16 protein-coding genes are annotated in these 17,666 nt (G+C 62.7%); 8 read left to right on the forward strand and 8 right to left on the reverse strand.

What is annotated here, in order from left to right:
- Positions 1–202 precede the first annotated feature (202 nt).
- The 6 genes from ACXAG6_RS11630 to ACXAG6_RS11655 all read left to right on the forward strand — a co-directional run bounded on the left by ACXAG6_RS11630 (position 203) and on the right by ACXAG6_RS11655 (position 5,444).
- The gene (locus tag ACXAG6_RS11630; RefSeq protein ID WP_475337700.1) at positions 203–1,168 is read left to right on the forward strand and encodes a response regulator; all 966 of its coding nucleotides are present in this window, start codon (positions 203–205) and stop codon (positions 1,166–1,168) included.
- 298 nt (positions 1,169–1,466) lie between these two features.
- The gene (locus ACXAG6_RS11635) at positions 1,467–1,784 is read left to right on the forward strand and encodes a hypothetical protein (protein WP_475337701.1); all 318 of its coding nucleotides are present in this window, start codon (positions 1,467–1,469) and stop codon (positions 1,782–1,784) included.
- A gap of 24 nt (positions 1,785–1,808) precedes the next feature.
- Complete coding sequence (locus ACXAG6_RS11640; protein WP_475337702.1) at positions 1,809–2,126, forward strand: 2Fe-2S iron-sulfur cluster-binding protein; 318 nt, start codon at positions 1,809–1,811, stop codon at positions 2,124–2,126.
- A gap of 182 nt (positions 2,127–2,308) precedes the next feature.
- Positions 2,309–3,634 (forward strand): Rieske 2Fe-2S domain-containing protein, encoded by a 1,326-nt coding sequence (locus ACXAG6_RS11645; protein WP_475337704.1) that lies wholly within the window; start codon positions 2,309–2,311, stop codon positions 3,632–3,634.
- Positions 3,631–5,088 (forward strand): glutamine synthetase family protein, encoded by a 1,458-nt coding sequence (locus ACXAG6_RS11650; RefSeq protein WP_475337705.1) that lies wholly within the window; start codon positions 3,631–3,633, stop codon positions 5,086–5,088. Before ACXAG6_RS11645 ends, ACXAG6_RS11650 begins: the two co-directional genes overlap by 4 nt.
- Positions 5,088–5,444, forward strand: a complete 357-nt coding sequence (locus tag ACXAG6_RS11655) for a hypothetical protein (protein ID WP_475337706.1) — start codon at positions 5,088–5,090, stop codon at positions 5,442–5,444. The genes ACXAG6_RS11650 and ACXAG6_RS11655 overlap by 1 nt, the downstream gene beginning before the upstream one ends.
- 86 nt (positions 5,445–5,530) lie before the next feature.
- Here ACXAG6_RS11655 and ACXAG6_RS11660 read toward each other — a convergent pair whose 3' ends face one another.
- The 7 genes from ACXAG6_RS11660 to ACXAG6_RS11690 form a co-directional block, all read right to left on the reverse strand.
- Entirely contained in the window at positions 5,531–6,901 is a 1,371-nt protein-coding gene (locus ACXAG6_RS11660; protein WP_475337708.1) for an FGGY-family carbohydrate kinase, read from the reverse strand.
- Positions 6,898–7,212, reverse strand: coding sequence for an L-rhamnose mutarotase (gene rhaM / locus ACXAG6_RS11665; RefSeq protein WP_475337709.1), 315 nt, complete (start codon positions 7,210–7,212; stop codon positions 6,898–6,900). Before rhaM ends, ACXAG6_RS11660 begins: the two co-directional genes overlap by 4 nt.
- Positions 7,212–8,198, reverse strand: coding sequence for an ABC transporter permease (locus tag ACXAG6_RS11670; RefSeq protein ID WP_475337710.1), 987 nt, complete (start codon positions 8,196–8,198; stop codon positions 7,212–7,214). Before ACXAG6_RS11670 ends, rhaM begins: the two co-directional genes overlap by 1 nt.
- Positions 8,195–9,178: an ABC transporter permease gene (locus ACXAG6_RS11675; RefSeq protein ID WP_210410479.1), complete on the reverse strand. Its 984-nt coding sequence runs from the start codon at positions 9,176–9,178 to the stop codon at positions 8,195–8,197. Before ACXAG6_RS11675 ends, ACXAG6_RS11670 begins: the two co-directional genes overlap by 4 nt.
- Before the next feature lie 7 nt (positions 9,179–9,185).
- Positions 9,186–10,712, reverse strand: coding sequence for a sugar ABC transporter ATP-binding protein (locus tag ACXAG6_RS11680; RefSeq protein WP_475337712.1), 1,527 nt, complete (start codon positions 10,710–10,712; stop codon positions 9,186–9,188).
- Positions 10,713–10,804: 92 nt separating this feature from the next.
- Positions 10,805–11,806, reverse strand: a complete 1,002-nt coding sequence (gene rhaS / locus ACXAG6_RS11685) for a rhamnose ABC transporter substrate-binding protein (RefSeq protein ID WP_475337713.1) — start codon at positions 11,804–11,806, stop codon at positions 10,805–10,807.
- Between the two features lie 37 nt (positions 11,807–11,843).
- Complete coding sequence (locus ACXAG6_RS11690) at positions 11,844–12,650, reverse strand: DeoR/GlpR family DNA-binding transcription regulator (protein WP_475337715.1); 807 nt, start codon at positions 12,648–12,650, stop codon at positions 11,844–11,846.
- Positions 12,651–12,840: 190 nt separating this feature from the next.
- On the opposite strand from ACXAG6_RS11690, the gene ACXAG6_RS11695 reads away from it, so the two are divergent.
- Positions 12,841–14,943, forward strand: a complete 2,103-nt coding sequence (locus ACXAG6_RS11695) for a bifunctional rhamnulose-1-phosphate aldolase/short-chain dehydrogenase (RefSeq protein ID WP_475337716.1) — start codon at positions 12,841–12,843, stop codon at positions 14,941–14,943.
- 23 nt (positions 14,944–14,966) lie between these two features.
- Positions 14,967–16,205, forward strand: a complete 1,239-nt coding sequence (locus ACXAG6_RS11700; protein ID WP_475337718.1) for an L-rhamnose isomerase — start codon at positions 14,967–14,969, stop codon at positions 16,203–16,205.
- A 9-nt stretch (positions 16,206–16,214) separates the two neighbouring features.
- On the opposite strand, the gene xylB is transcribed toward ACXAG6_RS11700, so the two are convergent.
- On the reverse strand, positions 16,215–17,666 hold the full coding sequence (gene xylB, locus ACXAG6_RS11705) for a xylulokinase (RefSeq protein WP_475337719.1): 1,452 nt from the start codon (positions 17,664–17,666) through the stop codon (positions 16,215–16,217).

Consider the following 17,666-nt stretch of genomic DNA (forward strand, 5'->3'; position numbering starts at 1 on the left):
CGCAAGCCGCTCTTTGACCGAGGCATGCACCTCGGCTTCGGCGTCTCCGGAGGCCAGCCGTGCTGCTACGGTCCGGCCCTTGGAGTGTTTCCATTTAAGAAAAGGTGAATGCCTAAACTCAGCCACAAGTTGTATTTACTATGGCCTCATTCCCCAAATAGTCTAGCTGCAAAACAGGGGCCGCAATAGGGTAGAGCAGCGCATGAAAATTTTGGCAGTCGATGATGAGCAAGTGGTTCTCGATCTTCTGACGGTCATGGTGCGGAAGGTCGGGTTCTCCGACATCACCACCGTGTCATCCGGCGCGAGCGCGTTGGAGACCATAGCAAACGCGCCTAGCACCTTCGATTGCGTATTGCTCGATATCAGCATGCCCGACTTGGACGGCATCGAACTCTGTGCGCTCATTCGAACCATTCCGACCTATCACAAGATCCCGATCATCATGCTCACGGCCAGGTCCGCCGAGGAGTACATCGACCGTTCATTCAGGGCCAAGGCTACGGACTACTTGAACAAGCCGTTAGACATTGTCCAATTGGCCAATCGGCTCCAGAAGGCGCAAGAAATGATCGAGGGGCTGCCGAAGCGCTCCTTGGCTTTGGCCCCCGACACAAAAGATGATGGCGCGGAAGAGGTCAGTCTCGAGCGGGAAGTTTCCATCGATGGCGTCGAGGACATCGTCACCTTCACTGCGCTGCAGAATTACCTCACCCAGCTGTCTCACGTGGGCATCGCCGGATCGCAGGTGGTGGCCGTCAAGGTTGAGCCGATCGAGAGCATCTTCAGCAGAGCGTCTCGAGAAGAATTTCTCTATGTTCTCTCCGAGGTCGCCGACGCCATCTCAAGAGCCTTCGCGTCTGACCGGCATTTGATGGCCTATACCGGCAACGGAACCTTCGTGGTGGTGTCCAACAAGGTCGAAATGGAATCCTCGATACCGCTGGAAGCCGAGATTCAGGCCATGATTGATGAGAGGCAGATTGAATACGACAACGGCCAGCCGATTGATATAGATGTCTCAATCGGCAACCCAATCCGCCCAAGTTTGCACCGGACCCAGCGCGTGAAGCACACCTTCGAGCGCGCCATTGCCCGCGCTGAGAGCCGGGGGCAGAAAAAACGCGGCTCCGTTCAGCCACAGCGGTTTCGCGTGGTCTACTCCTAGCGGCACTACCGCTGGCGAGGTGCCCAGAGCATTGCGACAGGTCCATCGTTGCAGCCCGGGTTTTCGCGCGGGCCGAGCGGCGCTCGTTGCGGAGCCGCGCCGTTAAGGGCACCGCCTAATCCGCAGGGCACATCGGCAAATTGCGCAAGGCAGTGTTCCAGCACATGGCAACGCACGCGCTCGCTCGTCGCGGCATTTTCGCACCTCCGGGCCGTTCGATGAGGCGCGGCGTCACCGGCTGACCCCTGTTGGCGACGGGCTCTTCGTCAAATCCTACAGCTCCCGGCAAGAGCCCTCGATGGGCAACCCGAACCAGGCCGTGATGATGGAGCTGCAAGAGATTGCACCCGATGCCTCCGTCACCGTGCGCATGTCCGAACCCGTCGAGATGGTGCGCGAATTCAAGCTGGCATATCTCATGGCCAGCTCCGCCGAGGTCCATACCGGGGGCTACCCTTCGGAGAGCTTTCAGATGCACCGGATCGTGCCGCCAGAACTTTCACGCGTCACCGGCAAGCTGGCGGTGCCAATCCCCGAGGGGCCGTCCTTCGCCTATCTCCGAGTCACGCAGAAGAACGGGCAAATGGCTTGGTCCAGCCCAGTCTTCATCAACTGATCGCCCGCCAGAAAGGAGCACATCATGTCAGAGAAAATCACACTGATATTCGAGTTGCCCGATGGGGCACAAAAGCAGGTTGAGGTCACGGTCGGCCATGCGGTCATGCAGGCCGCGGTGCTGGCCAACGTGCCCCATGTCGAGGCCGAATGCTGTGGCTCGCTCTCATGCGCCACCTGCCATGTGCGGGCGGGCGATTTGCCCGGCGGGCCGAGCGACAGCGAAGATGCGATGCAGGACATGACCGAAGCCGAGCGCAGCGATGACAGCCGCCTGTCATGCCAGATCACGGTAAGCCCCGAGATGGATGGCCACGTCTTCCAGGTTCCGCAGCCAATGTAACAGTCGACCGAAAAACGGACCCGTGCACCCAACAAAGGGGGCGCAGATCTTGACCGGGATATCACAGACGCCGCCTACTCGGCGCAAAGCTCCGGCCCGCAACGCGCCGCGATGCGACATCACACGAGAAACGCCCGCGCGGCCCAAGCGCCAGCCGAGGTGAGACAGACAGGAGAGACGCCATGATTAGCCAGCAACTCAACGACCAACTCACCCGCACCGGCCCGGGCACCGATGCCGGGGCGGTGATGCGCCAATACTGGCAGCCCGCCGCGCTGAGCGACGAGTTGGCCAAGAACCGTCCGGTGGTGCCGGTGAAGCTGCTGGGTGAAGACCTTGTGCTGTTTCGTGACAGCGAGGGCGAGCTGGGGCTGATCGCGCGGGGCTGTCCGCACCGCGGCGCCGACCTTTGCTACGGGCGGCTGGAAGACAACGGGCTGCGCTGCCCGTTCCACGGCTGGCACTTCGACCGGACAGGCCAATGCGTTGAGCAACCCGGTGAGCCGGAGACCTCGCGGATGAAGGAAAACATCAAAACCACCTCCTATCCGGTGGTCGAGAAGAACGGGATCATCTTTGCCTACATGGGGCCGGGGGAGCCGCCCGAGTTTCCGAACTTCGACTGTTTCCGCGCGCCCGAGAGCCACGTCTTTGCCTTCAAGGGCCTGTGGGAGTGCAACTGGCTTCAGGCGATGGAAGTCGGAATCGACCCTGTCCACGCCTCCTTTCTCCACCGCTTCCTGCAGGATGAAGACCCGGCAGACGCCTATGGCAAGCAGTTCCGCGACAAGGCCGCCGATACCGACATCCCGATGACCAAGCTGCTGCGCGACTACCCGCGCCCGGAGATCTCGGTGGAAGAAACCGACTATGGCATGCGCATCGTCGCCCTGCGCCACCTCGACAACGGCAAGACCCACGTGCGGATCACCAACCAGATCTTCCCCGAGGCCATCTCGATCCCGATGAGCCGCGAGATGATCATCACCCAATGGCACGTGCCGATCGACGATGAGCATTGCTACTGGTACTCGATGTTTACCAGCTTCGACAAACCCGTCGACAAGGAGCTGATGCGCGAGCAGCGCCTCAAGGAACACCGCCTGCCGGACTATGCGCCGCTCAAGAACAAGCGCAACAACTACGGCTATGACCCCGAAGAGCAGAGCCGCGAGACCTATACCGGCATGGGGCTCGACATCAATGTCCACGACCAATGGGCGGTGGAAAGCCCCGGCCCGATCTTCGACCGCACCAAGGAGCACCTTGGCAAAACCGACGTGGCGATCATCAAGTATCGCCGGATGATGCGGGCGGCCATTGCCGCGATGGCCGAAGGGAAGGTTGAGGAGCTGCCGATGCATGGCGCTGTCGATCCTGCACAAGTCTTCGGCCCGATCTCAAACGACACGATCGGAGACCGCGAGAACTGGAAAGAGGCCTTCACCGCCAGTGATGCCGAGCGCCGCGCGGCTTGCAGTGGCTGGGATGCCAAGGTGGAGCAATGAGCAAGACGCTCGACAAGATCGCCGCCGGGCGACTGGCCCGCGAGGGGCTCCTGTCTCCCGAGGCGGTGCAGGCGGCGGTCGAGTTGGTGACCCGTCTTGAAGGCAGCTCGACAGAAACCGTTCGCGTGCTCTTTGCCGATCAAAACGGCATCCTGCGCGGCAAAACCGTGGTGGCCTCGGCGCTGGAGAGCGTTTTCTGCTCCGGCCTCGCCGCGCCCAGCACCCTGATCCTGAAAGACACCTCCAACCGCACCGCATTTCCGATCTGGGCCGACAACAACGGGATCGAAGGCGAGCTGGCGGGGGGGCGTGACCTGCTGATGGTGCCAGACCCGGCAACCTTCCGTGTTCTGCCATGGTCGCCGCATTCGGCATGGATCTTCTGCGATCCCTACTTGAAATCAGGTGCGCCAATCGCCTTCTCGCCGCGCGGCATCCTGAAGGCGGCCGTGGATCGCCTTGCCGAGCACGGCCTTGCCATGCAGGCGGGGCTGGAGGTGGAATTTCACGTCTTCGAGCTGCTCGACGACAAGATGGCGCACAGCGATGCCACCATGCCCGCCACGGCTGTCACCACCCGCAATCTCTCCCGAGGCTATCAGTTTCTGAGCGGCGCGGATTATGACCGTCTGGAGCCGGTGATGGATGACCTGCGCCGCAACTGTCAGGCCATGGGCCTGCCGGTGCGCTCGACCGAGGTGGAGATGGGGCCAAGCCAGTTCGAGTTCACCTTCGATCCGGCAGACCCGCTCACCCATGCCGACAACATGATGATGTTTCGGGCGATGGTGAAGGAAAGCTGCGCGCGCAAGGGCCTGCATGCAACCTTCATGTGCAAACCCGCCGTGGCCAACTCCGCCGCGAGTGGCTGGCACCTGCACCAGTCGCTTGTGGATACCAAGACCGGCGAAAACCTGATGATCCCGCCCGCTGAGGCAGAGCTGAGCGACACCGCCAGCGCCTGGATTGCCGGCCTGCTGGAGCATGCCGCCGAAACCTGCCTGCTGACCACGCCCACGGTGAACGGCTACAAGCGCTACCGCCCGCACCAGCTTGCCCCCGACCGCATTCAATGGGGGCGCGACAATAGGGGGGCGATGATCCGCGCCATGATGGCCCCGGGAGATCCGGCCTCGCGGGTCGAGAACCGCGTCGCCGAGACAACGGCCAACCCCTATTACTACTTTGCCAGCCAGATCCTCTGCGGGCTGGACGGGATAGAGCGCGGGTTGCGCGCCCCCGAACCGGTGGAAACCCCCTACGACAGCGCCGCCCCCGCTTTGCCGAACAGCCTGCTAAGCGCGATCCAGCACTTCGAGGCCTCAAACTTCTATCGCGCCGCGCTCGGCGATACCTTCGTGGATTTCATAGCAACGCTGCGCCGCTCGGAGTGGGAACGCTATCACCTGACCGTCTCCGAGTGGGAGCAGGCCGAGTATTTCGGGCTGTTCTGATGCCGCATTTCGTCTTCGAGCACGGCAACGCGCTGAACAGCCCCGAGGCCCGTCAGGCTGCGTTGCAGCTTGTAGGTGAGGTCGGGGCTGGCTGTGGCTCAATCGAGCGCGAGGATATCAAGCTGCGCATCTACGAAGCCGTGGAGTTCTTGCATCTCGACGGGACGGGCAGCTTTTTGCACCTGACGGTGAGCACGCTGGCGGAGCGGGAACCAGAGCAGAAAACTGCACTGGCCATAGCACTGAGAGACGCCCTTGCCGAGCGCTTCCCTGAGGTGGAGAGCATCAGCATAGACCTGCGAGATATGGACCCGACCCCCTACAAAAAGCGCTTACTTCCTGCCCGGTCGGGCTGAGAGCCGGAGGGAAAGACTGGGTTAAGGCCTTAGTTGTTTTCAAGGCAAAGCCGCGCACAGGTTGGCCCTCACCGCTGCAGCAAACCTCAGTCGCAGGCGTTAGCCCAAAGCGCGGCATATGCCCCAAATCGTCTGTCACTCGGGATCACAATGGAAGGCTGCGGCGCGGCTGCATTTGGCTTGTTACCTGCGTCTCTGACCAAAAGCGCCGCGCCTTGGCTGGTGCCGGTGGCGCTGCCCATGGGCAAAACCTCGCAGCCCGTAGCGGCACTGAGCATCTGTAGGTAGGGGCGGTTTCTAGCAAAGGGGCCTTCCACGATGATCTTGCCACGGTGGCCGATCAGGTCGAGACAGCGGCGGGTAACCAGAGCGAGATAGAAGGCCACGGCCACCCCGCGCTCGGCACTGCCGGGCTGGGGCTCGGGGCCCGTCCAGCGGTAGGCGCGGCCACGGAAGGGGCCGGTCTCTGGCACTATTGCGGGCAGCAGCATGATGCGCCGGTCGAGCACCTCAGACAGGGCCGCATCGCTCGCCTCGGGGTAGGGGCCGCCAGTGGCCAGATCATGCTCGCGCCCGCCCATGAACCGCGCCGACGGCACCGCCGCGCCAAAGGCGTTGACGTTGATCAGCACATCCTTTTCCGGATCAGGTGCCACAGGCCGCCCGCCGATGGACATTGCGATGGTCCACGTGCCGCTGGACACCACCGAAAACGGCGGCTCCTGCGCGAGAAGATGCGGAAGGAGCGAGGCGTTGCTGTCGTGGATGCCGCAGGTCACCAGTGTGTTTGCGGGAAGCCCGGTTTGCTCGGCAACCGCCGACAGGATCGGCCCGAGGATATCAGCCGAGCGCCGCGCCGGGGCGATCTTGCCCGCGATTTCCAGACGCTCCACTAAGGAAGAAAAGCGCCCCTCCTGCGGGTTCCACAGGTCGGTGTGGCACCCAAGCGAGGTCACGTCTGTTGCGGCGACGCCGGTAAGCCGGTGGCCCCAGTATTGCGGGTAGGTGACGATGGTGTGCGTGCGTGCCTTCAGCCCCGGATCAGTTGCAAACTGCCAATGGAGCTGCGCCCCGATGTTCAGCCCGCCGGACAGCCGTGGTGAGCCGGTTTCATCGAAGGGCGGGCGAATGGTGTCATACTCCGTTGCGCGCTCGTCCGGGCCGTTGAACTCGTAGTCGAGGATTGGGGCGGCAAGGCCCCCCTCGGCATCAAGAAGCGCGGCGCAGGCCCCGTGGGTGGTCACAGAGATTGCGTCGATCCCATGCGCGGCATGAAACCGGGCCAGCCCCTCCAGCAGAAAGCGCCAATGCCCTTCCACATCGAAATGCGGATAGGGCGGGCCGGGGCGCACCGTGTTGGGCCGGGTGATCACGGCGATTTCCGACAGTTCGGCAAGGTCTACCAGCGCCAGCTTGGCATTGGTCTTGCCGATGTCGATCACAGCGACATGGCTCATGGCATGTGAAAGACGGTTTCGAGCGGCACTGCTACGGGCTCGTTATCGGGGTGGGTTTCCATGATGTCGGCCATATGGGCCCACCACTTTTGCATGACCGCAGTTGCAGGCAAGGCCTCCATCCCATGATCGTCGCGCCGCCAGAGCACGCCGAAAAGCACGCCGGTTTCCCGGTCGAGGTGGATCGAGTAATCAGACACCCCGGCCTCTTTCAGCAGTGTCACAAGCTCCGGCCAGATCTCATCATGGCGCTTGCGATACTCTGCTTCGCAGCCCGGGTTGAGCTGCATCTTGAAAGCAAATTTCTCCATCACTTCGCCTGCCACATCTTCCAGAGCCGGGGCAGGGCGATGACCCCGATCAGCAGGCCGCCGATCACGATAGACATCACGATCCCCGGAACGTTGAGAAGCCCCAGCCCGAATGTCACCAACCCCATGACAAAGGCCGCGATGACCACGCCGGGAATGGTGCCCGAGCCACCAAGGATGTTCACGCCGCCCAGCACCACCATCGTCACAACTTCCAGCTCCCAGCCGGTGGCGATGGAGGGGCGGGTGGAGCCGAGCCGCGAGGTCAGGCAGATCGCCGCAACGCCCGACATCAGCCCGGTCAGCAGAAAGAGGATGAACTTCACCCGCGCCACCCGGATGCCAGAAAACAGCGCCCCGGTGGGGTTGTTGCCAATGGCATAAACCGCGCGGCCAAAGTTGGTCATATGCAGCACAACGCCGTAGATCACCGCCAGAATGGCAAAGAGCACCAACTCGAAGGTGATGACCCAAAACACGTAGCCCTGCCCGAAAAAGGCAAAATCCGCCGGGTAGCCGCGAAACGCCTGATCGCCCAGCACGATGTAGCTGATCCCGCGAAACAGGCTCATGGTGCCGATGGTCACCACGATGGAGGGCAACCCCAGCCGCGTCACCAGCACGCCGTTGAACGCCCCACAGAGCAGCCCGGTGCCAAGCCCAACGAGGATCAGCACCGGCGTTCCGGCCCCCATCTGCACCGCCGCGCCCATCGCCGTGGAGGCCAGCGCAATGATGGCGGCCACGCTCAGGTCGATCTCGCCGGAGATGATCAGCAGCGCCATGGCGAAGGCGATCATCGCCTTTTCGGTGAAGTTGAAGGTGGCGTCCGAAAGGTTCCATGCGTTCAGAAAGTAGGGCGAGGCAAAGCTGTTGGCGATGAAGATTGCGATGGCCACGAGCAGCAGCAGCGACTCCCAGCTTTTCAGGCGTTTCTGCAGCGGCGATTGCAGGCGGTCGGGGATGAAACGGGTTGTATCAGTCACGCCGCGTGCTCCGCTGATTTGAGGATGATCCGGCCCTTGGTGCGCGAGGCCCGAGCATTGACGGCCACGGCGATGATGATCGCCCCGCCCGAAATGGCCAGCTGCCAGAAGGGCGATACGTTGATCACCGGCAGGGCGTTCTTGATCACGCCAAGGAACAGCGCCCCCAGCAGCGCCCCGCCGACCGAGCCGATGCCGCCGGCAATCGAGATGCCGCCGATCACGCATGCTGCCACCACGTCCAGCTCGAACCCGCCAGCAATGTCGACATAGGCCACCGCGTAGCGCGACACCCAGAGATAGCCGGTCAGGCCCGCCAACGCGCCGGAGATGGTGAAGGCCCAAAATTGCGTGCGCCCCACGTCGATGCCGGTATAGGTCGCCGCGTGCGGGTTGCCGCCCACAGCATAGGCCGCCCGGCCCAGCGTGGTGCGCGACATGACGATGGTAAAGACCAGCACCGCGAGGATCGCCGTCCAACTCAGCATCGGCAGCCCCAGCAGTTCGAAGCGCGGGAAGGCCTTGAAGGCGGCGCTCATCTCGTGGCTGTTCACCCATTTTCCGTCGGAAATCAGAAAGATGATGCCCCGGTAGATCGTCATCGTGCCCAGCGTCACCACGATGGGCGGAATGTCGAGTTTCCAGACCAATATACCGTTGAACATGCCCATCACCGCGCCAAGCGCCACCGCCACCACGAGGATCACCGCCACCGGCAGGCCGGGGAAGGCGAGGTTGAGCATGGAGACGACCATACCGGTCAGCGCCAGATTGGCGGCCACCGAGAGGTCGATGCACTTGGTCAGGATCACGATCATCTGGCCGATGGCCAAAAGGATCAGCGGCGAGGTGTCGTTGAACACATCGGCAAGGTTGGAGGGCGCAACGAAGCCCGGAAACCGCGTGGCGATCAGCGCCAGCAGCACGGCGATGGCTCCAAGCAGGAGCGCCTCGCGCGAGGTGATCAATCGTTGCAGCATGGTGCCCTCATATCCCCGCCGCGTGGCGGACAAGCGTTTCGGGGGTCAGCTCTTCACCGGCCAGTTCCGCCACCATGCGCCCCTCGCGCATCACAATGACCCGGTCGGACATGCCAAGGATTTCCGGGATCTCAGAGCTGACCATGATCACCGCCAGCCCCTCTGCGGCCAGCTCGGCCATAAACTCGTGGACCGCAGCCTTGGAGCCGATGTCGATGCCCTTGGTCGGCTCGTCGAGGATGATGACCTTGGGCTGCGTTGCCAGCCACTTGGCGATCACCACCTTCTGCTGGTTGCCGCCCGAGAGATTGCCAACATCGGTATCAAGCGAGGCGGCACGCAGATCCAGCCGGTCGGTGTATTCGCGGGCCAGCCGGAACTCTTCGGCAAGCTTCAGGAAACCCCGGCGCGAGGTGCGCCCGAGCGAGGGCAAGGTGACGTTCTGAAAGATCGGCATGGCCGTGATTGCGCCCTGCTTGCCGCGATCCTCAGGCACATAAACAATACCCTGCGCAATGGCTTCGGCGGGGGAGCGGACAACGGCAAGCTTGCCATCAACTTTCGTCACCCCCTTGGAGGGGCGGGTGATGCCAAAGAGGGCCTGCATGAACTCGGAGCGTCCCGCACCGACCAGCCCATAGAAGCCGAGGATTTCGCCGCGCTTAAGGGAAAAGCGGATTTCGTCGAACTCGGTGGGGTGGCTGTACCCCACCACCTGAAGCACCTCTTCGCCCGGCGCACTCTGCCGGTCGGGAAAAACCTGGCTCACGTCGCGGCCCACCATCATCTTCACCAGCGCCGCCTCGTCGATCTCGGAGATCAGCCCATCGCCAATGAACTGCCCATCGCGGAACACGGTGAAGCGGTCGGCGATGCGGAAGATCTCATCGAACTTGTGGCTGATGAAGAGGATCGCCTTGCCCTGCGCCTTCAGTTTTTCAACCAGCTCGTAAAGCTCTTGAATTTCCTTGTGCGAGAGCGCGGCGGTTGGCTCGTCCATGATGACGACGCGGGCGTCGATAGAGAGCGCGCGGGCAATGGCCACTAGGTGCTTGTTGGCAATCCCGAGGTCGTGCAGCTTGTGGGCGGGGTCGATCTCGGCGCCGATCCCACGCAGAATTTCGGCGGAGCGGGCCTCCATCGCGGCCCAGTCAATCAGGCCGAACCGCCCGCGCGGGGCGTGTCCGATAAAGATGTTTTCGGCAACGGAAAGCTCGTCAAACAGCACCGTTTCCTGGTGGATCGCGGTGATCCCGGCCTTTGCGGCGTCCTGCGCCGTGGGGAAGCGGGTGGGCACGCCATCCACAAGGATCTGGCCGCCATCGGGCTGGTAGATTCCGGTGAGCGTTTTGACGACGGTGGACTTGCCTGCGCCGTTCTCGCCCACGAGCGCTGTTACCTGCCCGGGGTAAAGCCGGAGTGACACGCCATCGAGCGCTTTGACGCCCGGAAAGGTCTTGGTGATCCCGTCGAGGGCCAAAGCCGGGCTCGCCGCCGTGGGGGCGGGAGAAACGGGTTCAGTCTGCACCAGCATGTGAACAGCCCCTCTGCGGTTTCAGGAAAGTGTGGTGAAGGGCCGGGAGGGCAGTGCCCCCCGGCGCATCGTCACGCCAAAGTGCGGCGAGATCAGAAGATCGACTTGAACTCGTCGATGTTCGAGCTGTCGTAAACGAACGGATCAGCCATTGCGGCAGAATTGGTGTCGTCCAGCGTGATGGTGCCCATGCGACCGATGGAGATTTCCGCGCCGGGCTCTGCCGTGGCTTCGCCGGAGGCCAGCGCATGCGCGATCATTGCCGCCGAGTATCCAAGGTCGATCGGGTTCCAGATGGCAAAGCTCTTGGAGGCACCGCTCTCGATGGCACCGGCCATTTCTGAGGGCAGGCCAAGGCCAGTCACGTTGACCTCGCCAATCTTGCCAGCGTCTTCCACCGCCTGAGCGGCCGCCACGATGCCAACCGAGGTCGGCGCAATGATCGCATCCAGATCAGGGTAAGACTGCATGAGGCCCTGCGCTTCGCGGTAGGATTTGTCAGCCAGATCGTCGCCATAGACGGTCGAGACCACCTCGATGCCGGGGTAGTTGCCCATCACCTTGGTCATCTCTTCGATCCAGATGTTCTGGTTGGTCGAGGTGGTGGTGGCAGACAGCAGGGCAACCTGCCCACCATCGGGCAGCTCATCGGCGGCGAGCTTGATGATCATGTTGCCGATCAGCGCGTTGGACGAGGGGTTGAGGTGCATCTGGCGGCCCTCTTCGGCTACGCCCGAGTCCCACGAGATAACAGTGATACCGCGCTGCTGCGCCTTCTTCAGCGTGGGCACCAGCGCATCGGTGTCATTGGCCGAAACGGCAATCGCGTCAACGCCTTGGGCGATCAGCGAGTTGATCACCTCGATCTGGCCCTCGGCGGTGGTGTCGGTCGGGCCGGTGTAGATGATTTCCACGTTTTCGAGTTCGCCAGCGGCTTCTTCGGCCCCTTTGTGCGCGGCCTCGAAAAAGCCGATGCCGAGCGCCTTGACCACCAGCGCGATGCGCATGTTGTCCTGCGCCATGGCCGAGGTGCCCATGAGCGATGCGCCAAGGCTGAGGCCGAGGGCGAGTTTGGTAAAGCTGCGTCTTTTCATAATGATATCCTCCCTGGAATCACGTGTTGAGGCGGGTCTAAGAGGCCGCTTCGTCCTCCTCCTGCGCCGCGCCCGATTGCGCGACGATCAGTTTCACATCGACGGCCTCCAACATGGCGGCGGCCTTGTCGGTGATGCCCTCGTCGGTGATCACCGTGTCGATCCGGGCCAGCGGGCAAAGCACGAGGCTGGATCGGTTCTCGAATTTCGTGCTGTCGACCAGAACCACCAGCTCATCGGCCTGGCCAATCAACTTTTGCTCGGCCTGAACCAGCAGCGGGTCGGCCTCCATCAGCCCGATGGGGCCAAGGCCCTGCGCCCCCATGAACATCCGCCGCGCATAGAAATTGCGGGTCACGTCATTGTCGAAGGGGCTGAGGATGATGTTTTGCTCGCGGTAGATCGCGCCGCCCGAAAGCATGATGGTGTTCTTGGAATGCTTCAGCAGGTGCTCGGCAATGGGAAAGCTGTTGGTGAACACTTGGCAGCGGCGCGAGGCAAGCGGGTGCACCATCTGGAACGTGGTCGTGCCGCCGTTGATGATGATCGAGTCGCCATCCTCGCACAGATCAACCGCCGCCCGCGCAATCGCCTGCTTCTGGCGGCCCTGCATCGTCTGGTTGACGGAAAACGGACGCCCGGCAAGCCCCACGAACTGCGGCGGCGTGATCGCCTCGGCCCCGCCACGCACGCGCCGCAGCTTCTTTTGCATATGCAGCGCAGCGATATCGCGGCGGATCGTGGCCTCGGAGGCCTCGGTCAGATTGCACAGGTCCACCACAGTCACCATGGGCCGGTCCTGAACCGCTGACAAAATGATCCTGTGGCGCTCGGTTTCGTGCATCCGGTCCTCCCTTGGCGAGTGAACATTGTCCAGAATCACAATCGCTGTCAATCATGAATGATCATAAGCAATCATGCTGCAGTTCAATATGATTGAAAATGATCGTTTGTGATTGACAACTTGGCGCACCAAGATCAGTCTCCGGCGCAAGTGATCAGGCAGGGCGCGGCGCGCCGCATGGGAGGATGTCATGCTGAAAACCGTTGATAATCAGCTACTTGAAAACCGCTGGGATGAGGGCGAGGCAGCGGGGATGAGCGAGTCGGAACTGCTGCTCTATCGCTCCAATACGCTCGGCGCCGACAAGCGCGTGACCAACTATGGCGGCGGCAATACCTCGGCCAAGGTCATGGAGACCGATCCGCTCACCGGCGAGCAGGTGGAGGTGCTCTGGGTCAAGGGCTCGGGCGGTGATATCGGCTCGATCAAGATGGACGGCTTTGCCACGCTCTACATGGAAAAGCTGGAGGCGCTGAAGGGGCTTTATCGCGGTGTCGAGCATGAAGACGAGATGGTTGGCTACCTGCCGCATTGCACCTTCCGGCTAAACCCGCGGGCCGCCTCCATCGACACGCCGCTGCATGCCTATGTGCCGCGCAAACATGTCGACCACGTGCATGCCGATGCGATCATTGCCATCGCGGCCTCGAAGAACTCCAAGGAACTGACGCAAGAGATCTTTGGCGACAAGATCGGCTGGCTACCGTGGAAGAAGCCGGGCTACGAGCTGGGGCTCTGGCTGGGCAAGTTCTGCGAGGAGAACCCCGAGGCCGAGGGCGTTGTGCTTGAAAGCCACGGGCTGTTCACCTGGAGTGACACCGCAAAATCCTGCTACGACAAGACCATTGAAATCATCAATGTCGCCACAGAATGGCTGGCGAAAAAGACCGAGGGCGTGGCGCCCTTTAGCGGGGCAAAGCACCAGAGCCTGCCCGAAACCGAGCGCCGCGCCACGGCCGCGCGGCTGATGCCCGCGATCCGTGGCTTCGTGTCTGGCAACCAGCACATGGTGGGCCACTTCAACGACAGCGCTGCGGTGCTGGAATTCGTCAACGCGCAAAACATGGAGCCGCTGGCCGCGCTCGGCACATCCTGCCCCGATCACTTCCTGCGCACCAAGATCCGCCCGCTGGTGGTCAACTTCGACCCGGCCAAGGGCAATCTCGACGAGGTGCTTGAAGGGTTGCCCGCCCAGATCGAGGCCTACCGCGAAGACTACAAAGCCTATTACGAGCGCTGCAAACGTGATGACAGCCCCGCGCTGCGCGACCCAAACGCGGTGGTCTACCTCGTGCCCGGTGTCGGCATGATCACCTTTGCCAAGGACAAGGCGACAGCGCGCATTTCCGGTGAGTTCTATGTCAACGCGATCAACGTGATGCGCGGCGCGTCCTCGGTCTCCGAATACGTCGGCCTGCCCGAACAGGAGGCTTTCGATATTGAATACTGGCTGCTGGAAGAGGCCAAGCTGCAACGCATGCCCAAGCCAAAATCGCTGGCCGGGCGCGTGGCGCTGGTGACCGGCGGGGCAGGGGGCATTGGCGCGGCAACCGCCGAACGTTACCTGCGCGAGGGGGCCTGCGTCATGCTGGCGGACATCAACGATGAGGCGCTTGCGGCGACGCAGGAAGGCCTGGCCACGCGTTTTGGCAAAGACGTGGTGCGCACCGTCAACATGAACGTCACCGACGAGAGCGCCGTGGCCGCTGCCTATGCCGAATGCGCGGTGGAGTTCGGCGGCATTGATATTCTCGTCTCCAACGCCGGCATCGCCTCTTCGGCCCCGGTGGAAGAAACCACGCTGGCGCTGTGGAACAAGAACATGGATATACTCAGCACCGGGTATTTCCTCGTTAGCCGTGAGGCCTTCAAGGTGATGCGGGTGCAAGACATGGGCGGCGCGATTGTGTTTGTCGCTTCCAAAAACGGCCTCGCCGCATCGCCCAATGCCTCGGCCTATTGCACCGCCAAGGCGAGCGAAATTCACCTCGCCCGTTGCTTGGCGCTGGAAGGGGCGGAGGCCGGCATTCGGGTCAATGTGGTCAACCCGGATGCCGTGCTGCGCGGCTCAAAAATCTGGGAAGGTGAGTGGCTGGAACAGCGCGCCGGAACCTATGGCACCGACAAGGAAGGGCTGGAAGAGATGTATCGCCAGCGCTCGATGCTGAAGCGTTCGGTTCTGCCTGAGGACATTGCGGAAGCAGCCTATTTTCTGGCGTCGGACCTCTCGGCAAAATCCACCGGCAACATCCTCAACGTGGATGCGGGCAATGTTCAGGCGTTCACGCGCTGAGCGCGGGACAGGGAGGAAAGACAATGAGCATCTATGACAGCGCCAAGGCGCAGTTTTCCGATTGGGGCATCGACACCGAGGCCGCGCTTGAACGGCTCAAGACTATCCCGATCTCGATGCATTGCTGGCAGGGCGATGACGTAGTGGGGTTTGAGAACCGTACCGCTACATCGGGCGGCGGCATTCAGGCCACCGGCAACTACCCCGGCCGCGCCCGCACGCCGGATGAGCTGCGCGCCGATCTCGAGTTTGCCTACTCGATGATCCCCGGATCGCATCGGCTGAACCTGCACGCGATGTATCTCGACAGCGATGAAACGCCCGACCGCGACGAGATCGAATACAAGCATTTCGCGCCTTGGGTTGATTGGGCGAAGGCGCAGGGCATCGGGCTGGACTTCAACCCAACTTTCTTTGCCCACGAAAAGGCCGACGACAACCTGACCCTCGCGCACCCGGACAAGGGCATTCGCGATTTCTGGATCGAGCATGGCAAGCGCACGCGCGAGATTGCCGCGAAGATTGGCGAAGAGTTGGGCTCGGCCTGCATCAACAACATCTGGGTGCCGGATGGCTACAAGGATGTGCCGGTAGACAGGATGGCGGCGCGCAAGCGGCTTGAAGCCTCGCTGGATGAAATGCTGGCCCCCGGGCAGGATCGGGCCAAGATGCTGGATGCGGTGGAGAGCAAGCTTTTCGGCATCGGGGTGGAGGCCTGCACCGTAGGTAGCCACGAGTTCTACATGGGCTATGCGATCCGCAAGGGCACGCTGCTTTGCCTCGACATGGGCCATTTCCACCCGACCGAGAACATCGCCGACAAGCTCTCGGCCTGCGCCTTGTCTCTCGACGAGATCTTGCTGCACGTCAGCCGCCCAATGCGCTGGGACAGCGACCATGTGATCCTGCTGAACGATGACATTCAGGCGATGGCCAACGAGCTGGTGGCGTCTGAATTGCTCGGGCGCACCCACATTGGGCTCGATTTCTTCGATGCCACCATCAGCCGCACCGCAGCCTGGGTTATCGGCACCCGCAACATGCAAAAGGCGCTCCTGCGCGCCCTGCTGATGCCGCTTGGCCCGCTTCGCGCGGCGGAAGATGCGCTGGATTTCTCGTCCCGCTTCATGCTGACGGAGGAGTACAAGGATCTGCCCTTCGGCGCGGTCTGGGCAGAGTTCTGCGCCCGCAACGAGGCCCCAACCGGCACGGCGCTGATCTCTGGCCTCAACGACTACCAATCCTCTGTCGCAGGCCGCTGAGCGGCGTGGCTACTGAATGTCTCGCGTGGCTCTATAGGCTGTTCTGAACCGCCCGAAGGCCTCGTCGAAGCCGTCGCGCATGTCGGCAACCGGATCAATCCGCTGCCCCCGGTCTGGCGGCTGCATGACCGCTTCCATCGCCTCTCCGGTTGCGGCCAGCGTGGCAAGACGCGCCGCGCCGAGTGCAGCCCCAAATTCGCCATCGGCAGGCAAGACGAGAGGAATGCCGAGCGTCGTCGCAATGAGTTTGAGCCAATAGGGCGAACGGGTGCCGCCCCCGATCGCGATCAGCTCTGAAGGGTTGGCACCTGTGGCGCGCAGGGCTTCGAGGTTTTCGCGCAGGGCAAAGGCCACGCCCTCCATTACGGCGCGGGTCAGGCCCTCACGGGTGCAGTCCGCCCCGATCCCGGTAAAACTGGCTCGGATCGCGGCGTCGTTATGGGGTGTTCGTTCGCCCGACAGGTAGGGCAAAAAGCGCACCGGCCCCGGCGGCTGCAACGCCTCGCCAAGGGCTGCAGACAGCTCGGAGGGGCGGGTCTGGGTGATGCTGGAGAGCCAGTTGAGGCTATCGGTGGCCGAAAGCATCACTCCCATCTGATACCAGCGCCCCGGCACCGCGTGGCAAAAGGTGTGCACGGCGGTTTCCGGCGCGGGCGCGTAGCCGTTGCGCGCGGTCAGCAACACCCCAGAGGTGCCAAGAGAGACAAAACCCTGCCCCTCCTGCATCGCGCCAATTCCGCAGGCGGCGGCAGCATTGTCGCCCGCGCCGCCGGTCACGATAACCGGGTGCGCCAGCCCCCATGCGCGGGCCAGATCGGGGCGCAACATGCCCGCAGCCTCGCAGCCCTCCACCAGCCGCGGCATTTGATCCCGCCGCATGTGCCCGGCCTCCAGCAGCGCGTCAGACCAGCCGCGCGCACCGGTGTCGAGCCATGAGGTGCCCGCACTGTCGGACATGTCGGCCACATGTTCGCCAGTGAGATAAAGGTTCAGAAACCCCGCAGGCAGCAAGACCTTCGCCGTGCGGCCGAAAATCTCCGGCTCGTGCGTGCGGACCCAATCCAGCTTGGGCGCGGTGAACCCGGCAAACACGACATTGCCCGAATGGGCCCGCACGCCCGGCACCGCGTCAAGCCGGGCAGCTTCCTCGTGCGAGCGGCTGTCGTTCCACAAAATGCAGCGCCGCAGCACCTTGTCATCCGCGTCGAGCAGTGTGGCCCCGTGCATCTGCCCGGCAACGCCAATGCCGCGCAGGGCGGCAAAGGCCGGGTATTGCGCGCGCAGGGTGCCGATGGCTTTTTCCAATGCCTCGACCCAATCAGCAGGGTCTTGCTCCGACCAGCCGGAGTGCGGGTGGTGCACCGGATAGCTGGCCTCCGTGGCACCAATCGGTGCGCCCGTGTCATCGACAAGCAGGGCGCGCAGTCCGGAGGTGCCAAGGTCGATGCCAAGATAGCTCAT

The sequence above is a fragment of the Vannielia sp. ABF1_015 genome, assembly GCF_056160745.1.

Excerpts from the sequence above, each read along its gene's own strand:
- ACXAG6_RS11650 (WP_475337705.1), top strand. The coding sequence starts at position 3,631 with ATGAGCAAGACGCTCGACAAGATCGCCGCCGGGCGACTGGCCCGCGAG.
- ACXAG6_RS11700 (WP_475337718.1), top strand. The coding sequence starts at position 14,967 with ATGAGCATCTATGACAGCGCCAAGGCGCAGTTTTCCGATTGGGGCATC.
- rhaS (WP_475337713.1), bottom strand. The coding sequence starts at position 11,806 with ATGAAAAGACGCAGCTTTACCAAACTCGCCCTCGGCCTCAGCCTTGGC.
- ACXAG6_RS11660 (WP_475337708.1), bottom strand. The coding sequence starts at position 6,901 with ATGAGCCATGTCGCTGTGATCGACATCGGCAAGACCAATGCCAAGCTG.
- ACXAG6_RS11695 (WP_475337716.1), top strand. The coding sequence starts at position 12,841 with ATGCTGAAAACCGTTGATAATCAGCTACTTGAAAACCGCTGGGATGAG.
- ACXAG6_RS11675 (WP_210410479.1), bottom strand. The coding sequence starts at position 9,178 with ATGCTGCAACGATTGATCACCTCGCGCGAGGCGCTCCTGCTTGGAGCC.
- ACXAG6_RS11645 (WP_475337704.1), top strand. The coding sequence starts at position 2,309 with ATGATTAGCCAGCAACTCAACGACCAACTCACCCGCACCGGCCCGGGC.
- ACXAG6_RS11690 (WP_475337715.1), bottom strand. The coding sequence starts at position 12,650 with ATGCACGAAACCGAGCGCCACAGGATCATTTTGTCAGCGGTTCAGGAC.
- ACXAG6_RS11630 (WP_475337700.1), top strand. The coding sequence starts at position 203 with ATGAAAATTTTGGCAGTCGATGATGAGCAAGTGGTTCTCGATCTTCTG.
- ACXAG6_RS11680 (WP_475337712.1), bottom strand. The coding sequence starts at position 10,712 with ATGCTGGTGCAGACTGAACCCGTTTCTCCCGCCCCCACGGCGGCGAGC.
- ACXAG6_RS11640 (WP_475337702.1), top strand. The coding sequence starts at position 1,809 with ATGTCAGAGAAAATCACACTGATATTCGAGTTGCCCGATGGGGCACAA.
- rhaM (WP_475337709.1), bottom strand. The coding sequence starts at position 7,212 with ATGGAGAAATTTGCTTTCAAGATGCAGCTCAACCCGGGCTGCGAAGCA.
- ACXAG6_RS11655 (WP_475337706.1), top strand. The coding sequence starts at position 5,088 with ATGCCGCATTTCGTCTTCGAGCACGGCAACGCGCTGAACAGCCCCGAG.
- ACXAG6_RS11635 (WP_475337701.1), top strand. The coding sequence starts at position 1,467 with ATGGGCAACCCGAACCAGGCCGTGATGATGGAGCTGCAAGAGATTGCA.
- xylB (WP_475337719.1), bottom strand. The coding sequence starts at position 17,666 with ATGAGCTATCTTGGCATCGACCTTGGCACCTCCGGACTGCGCGCCCTG.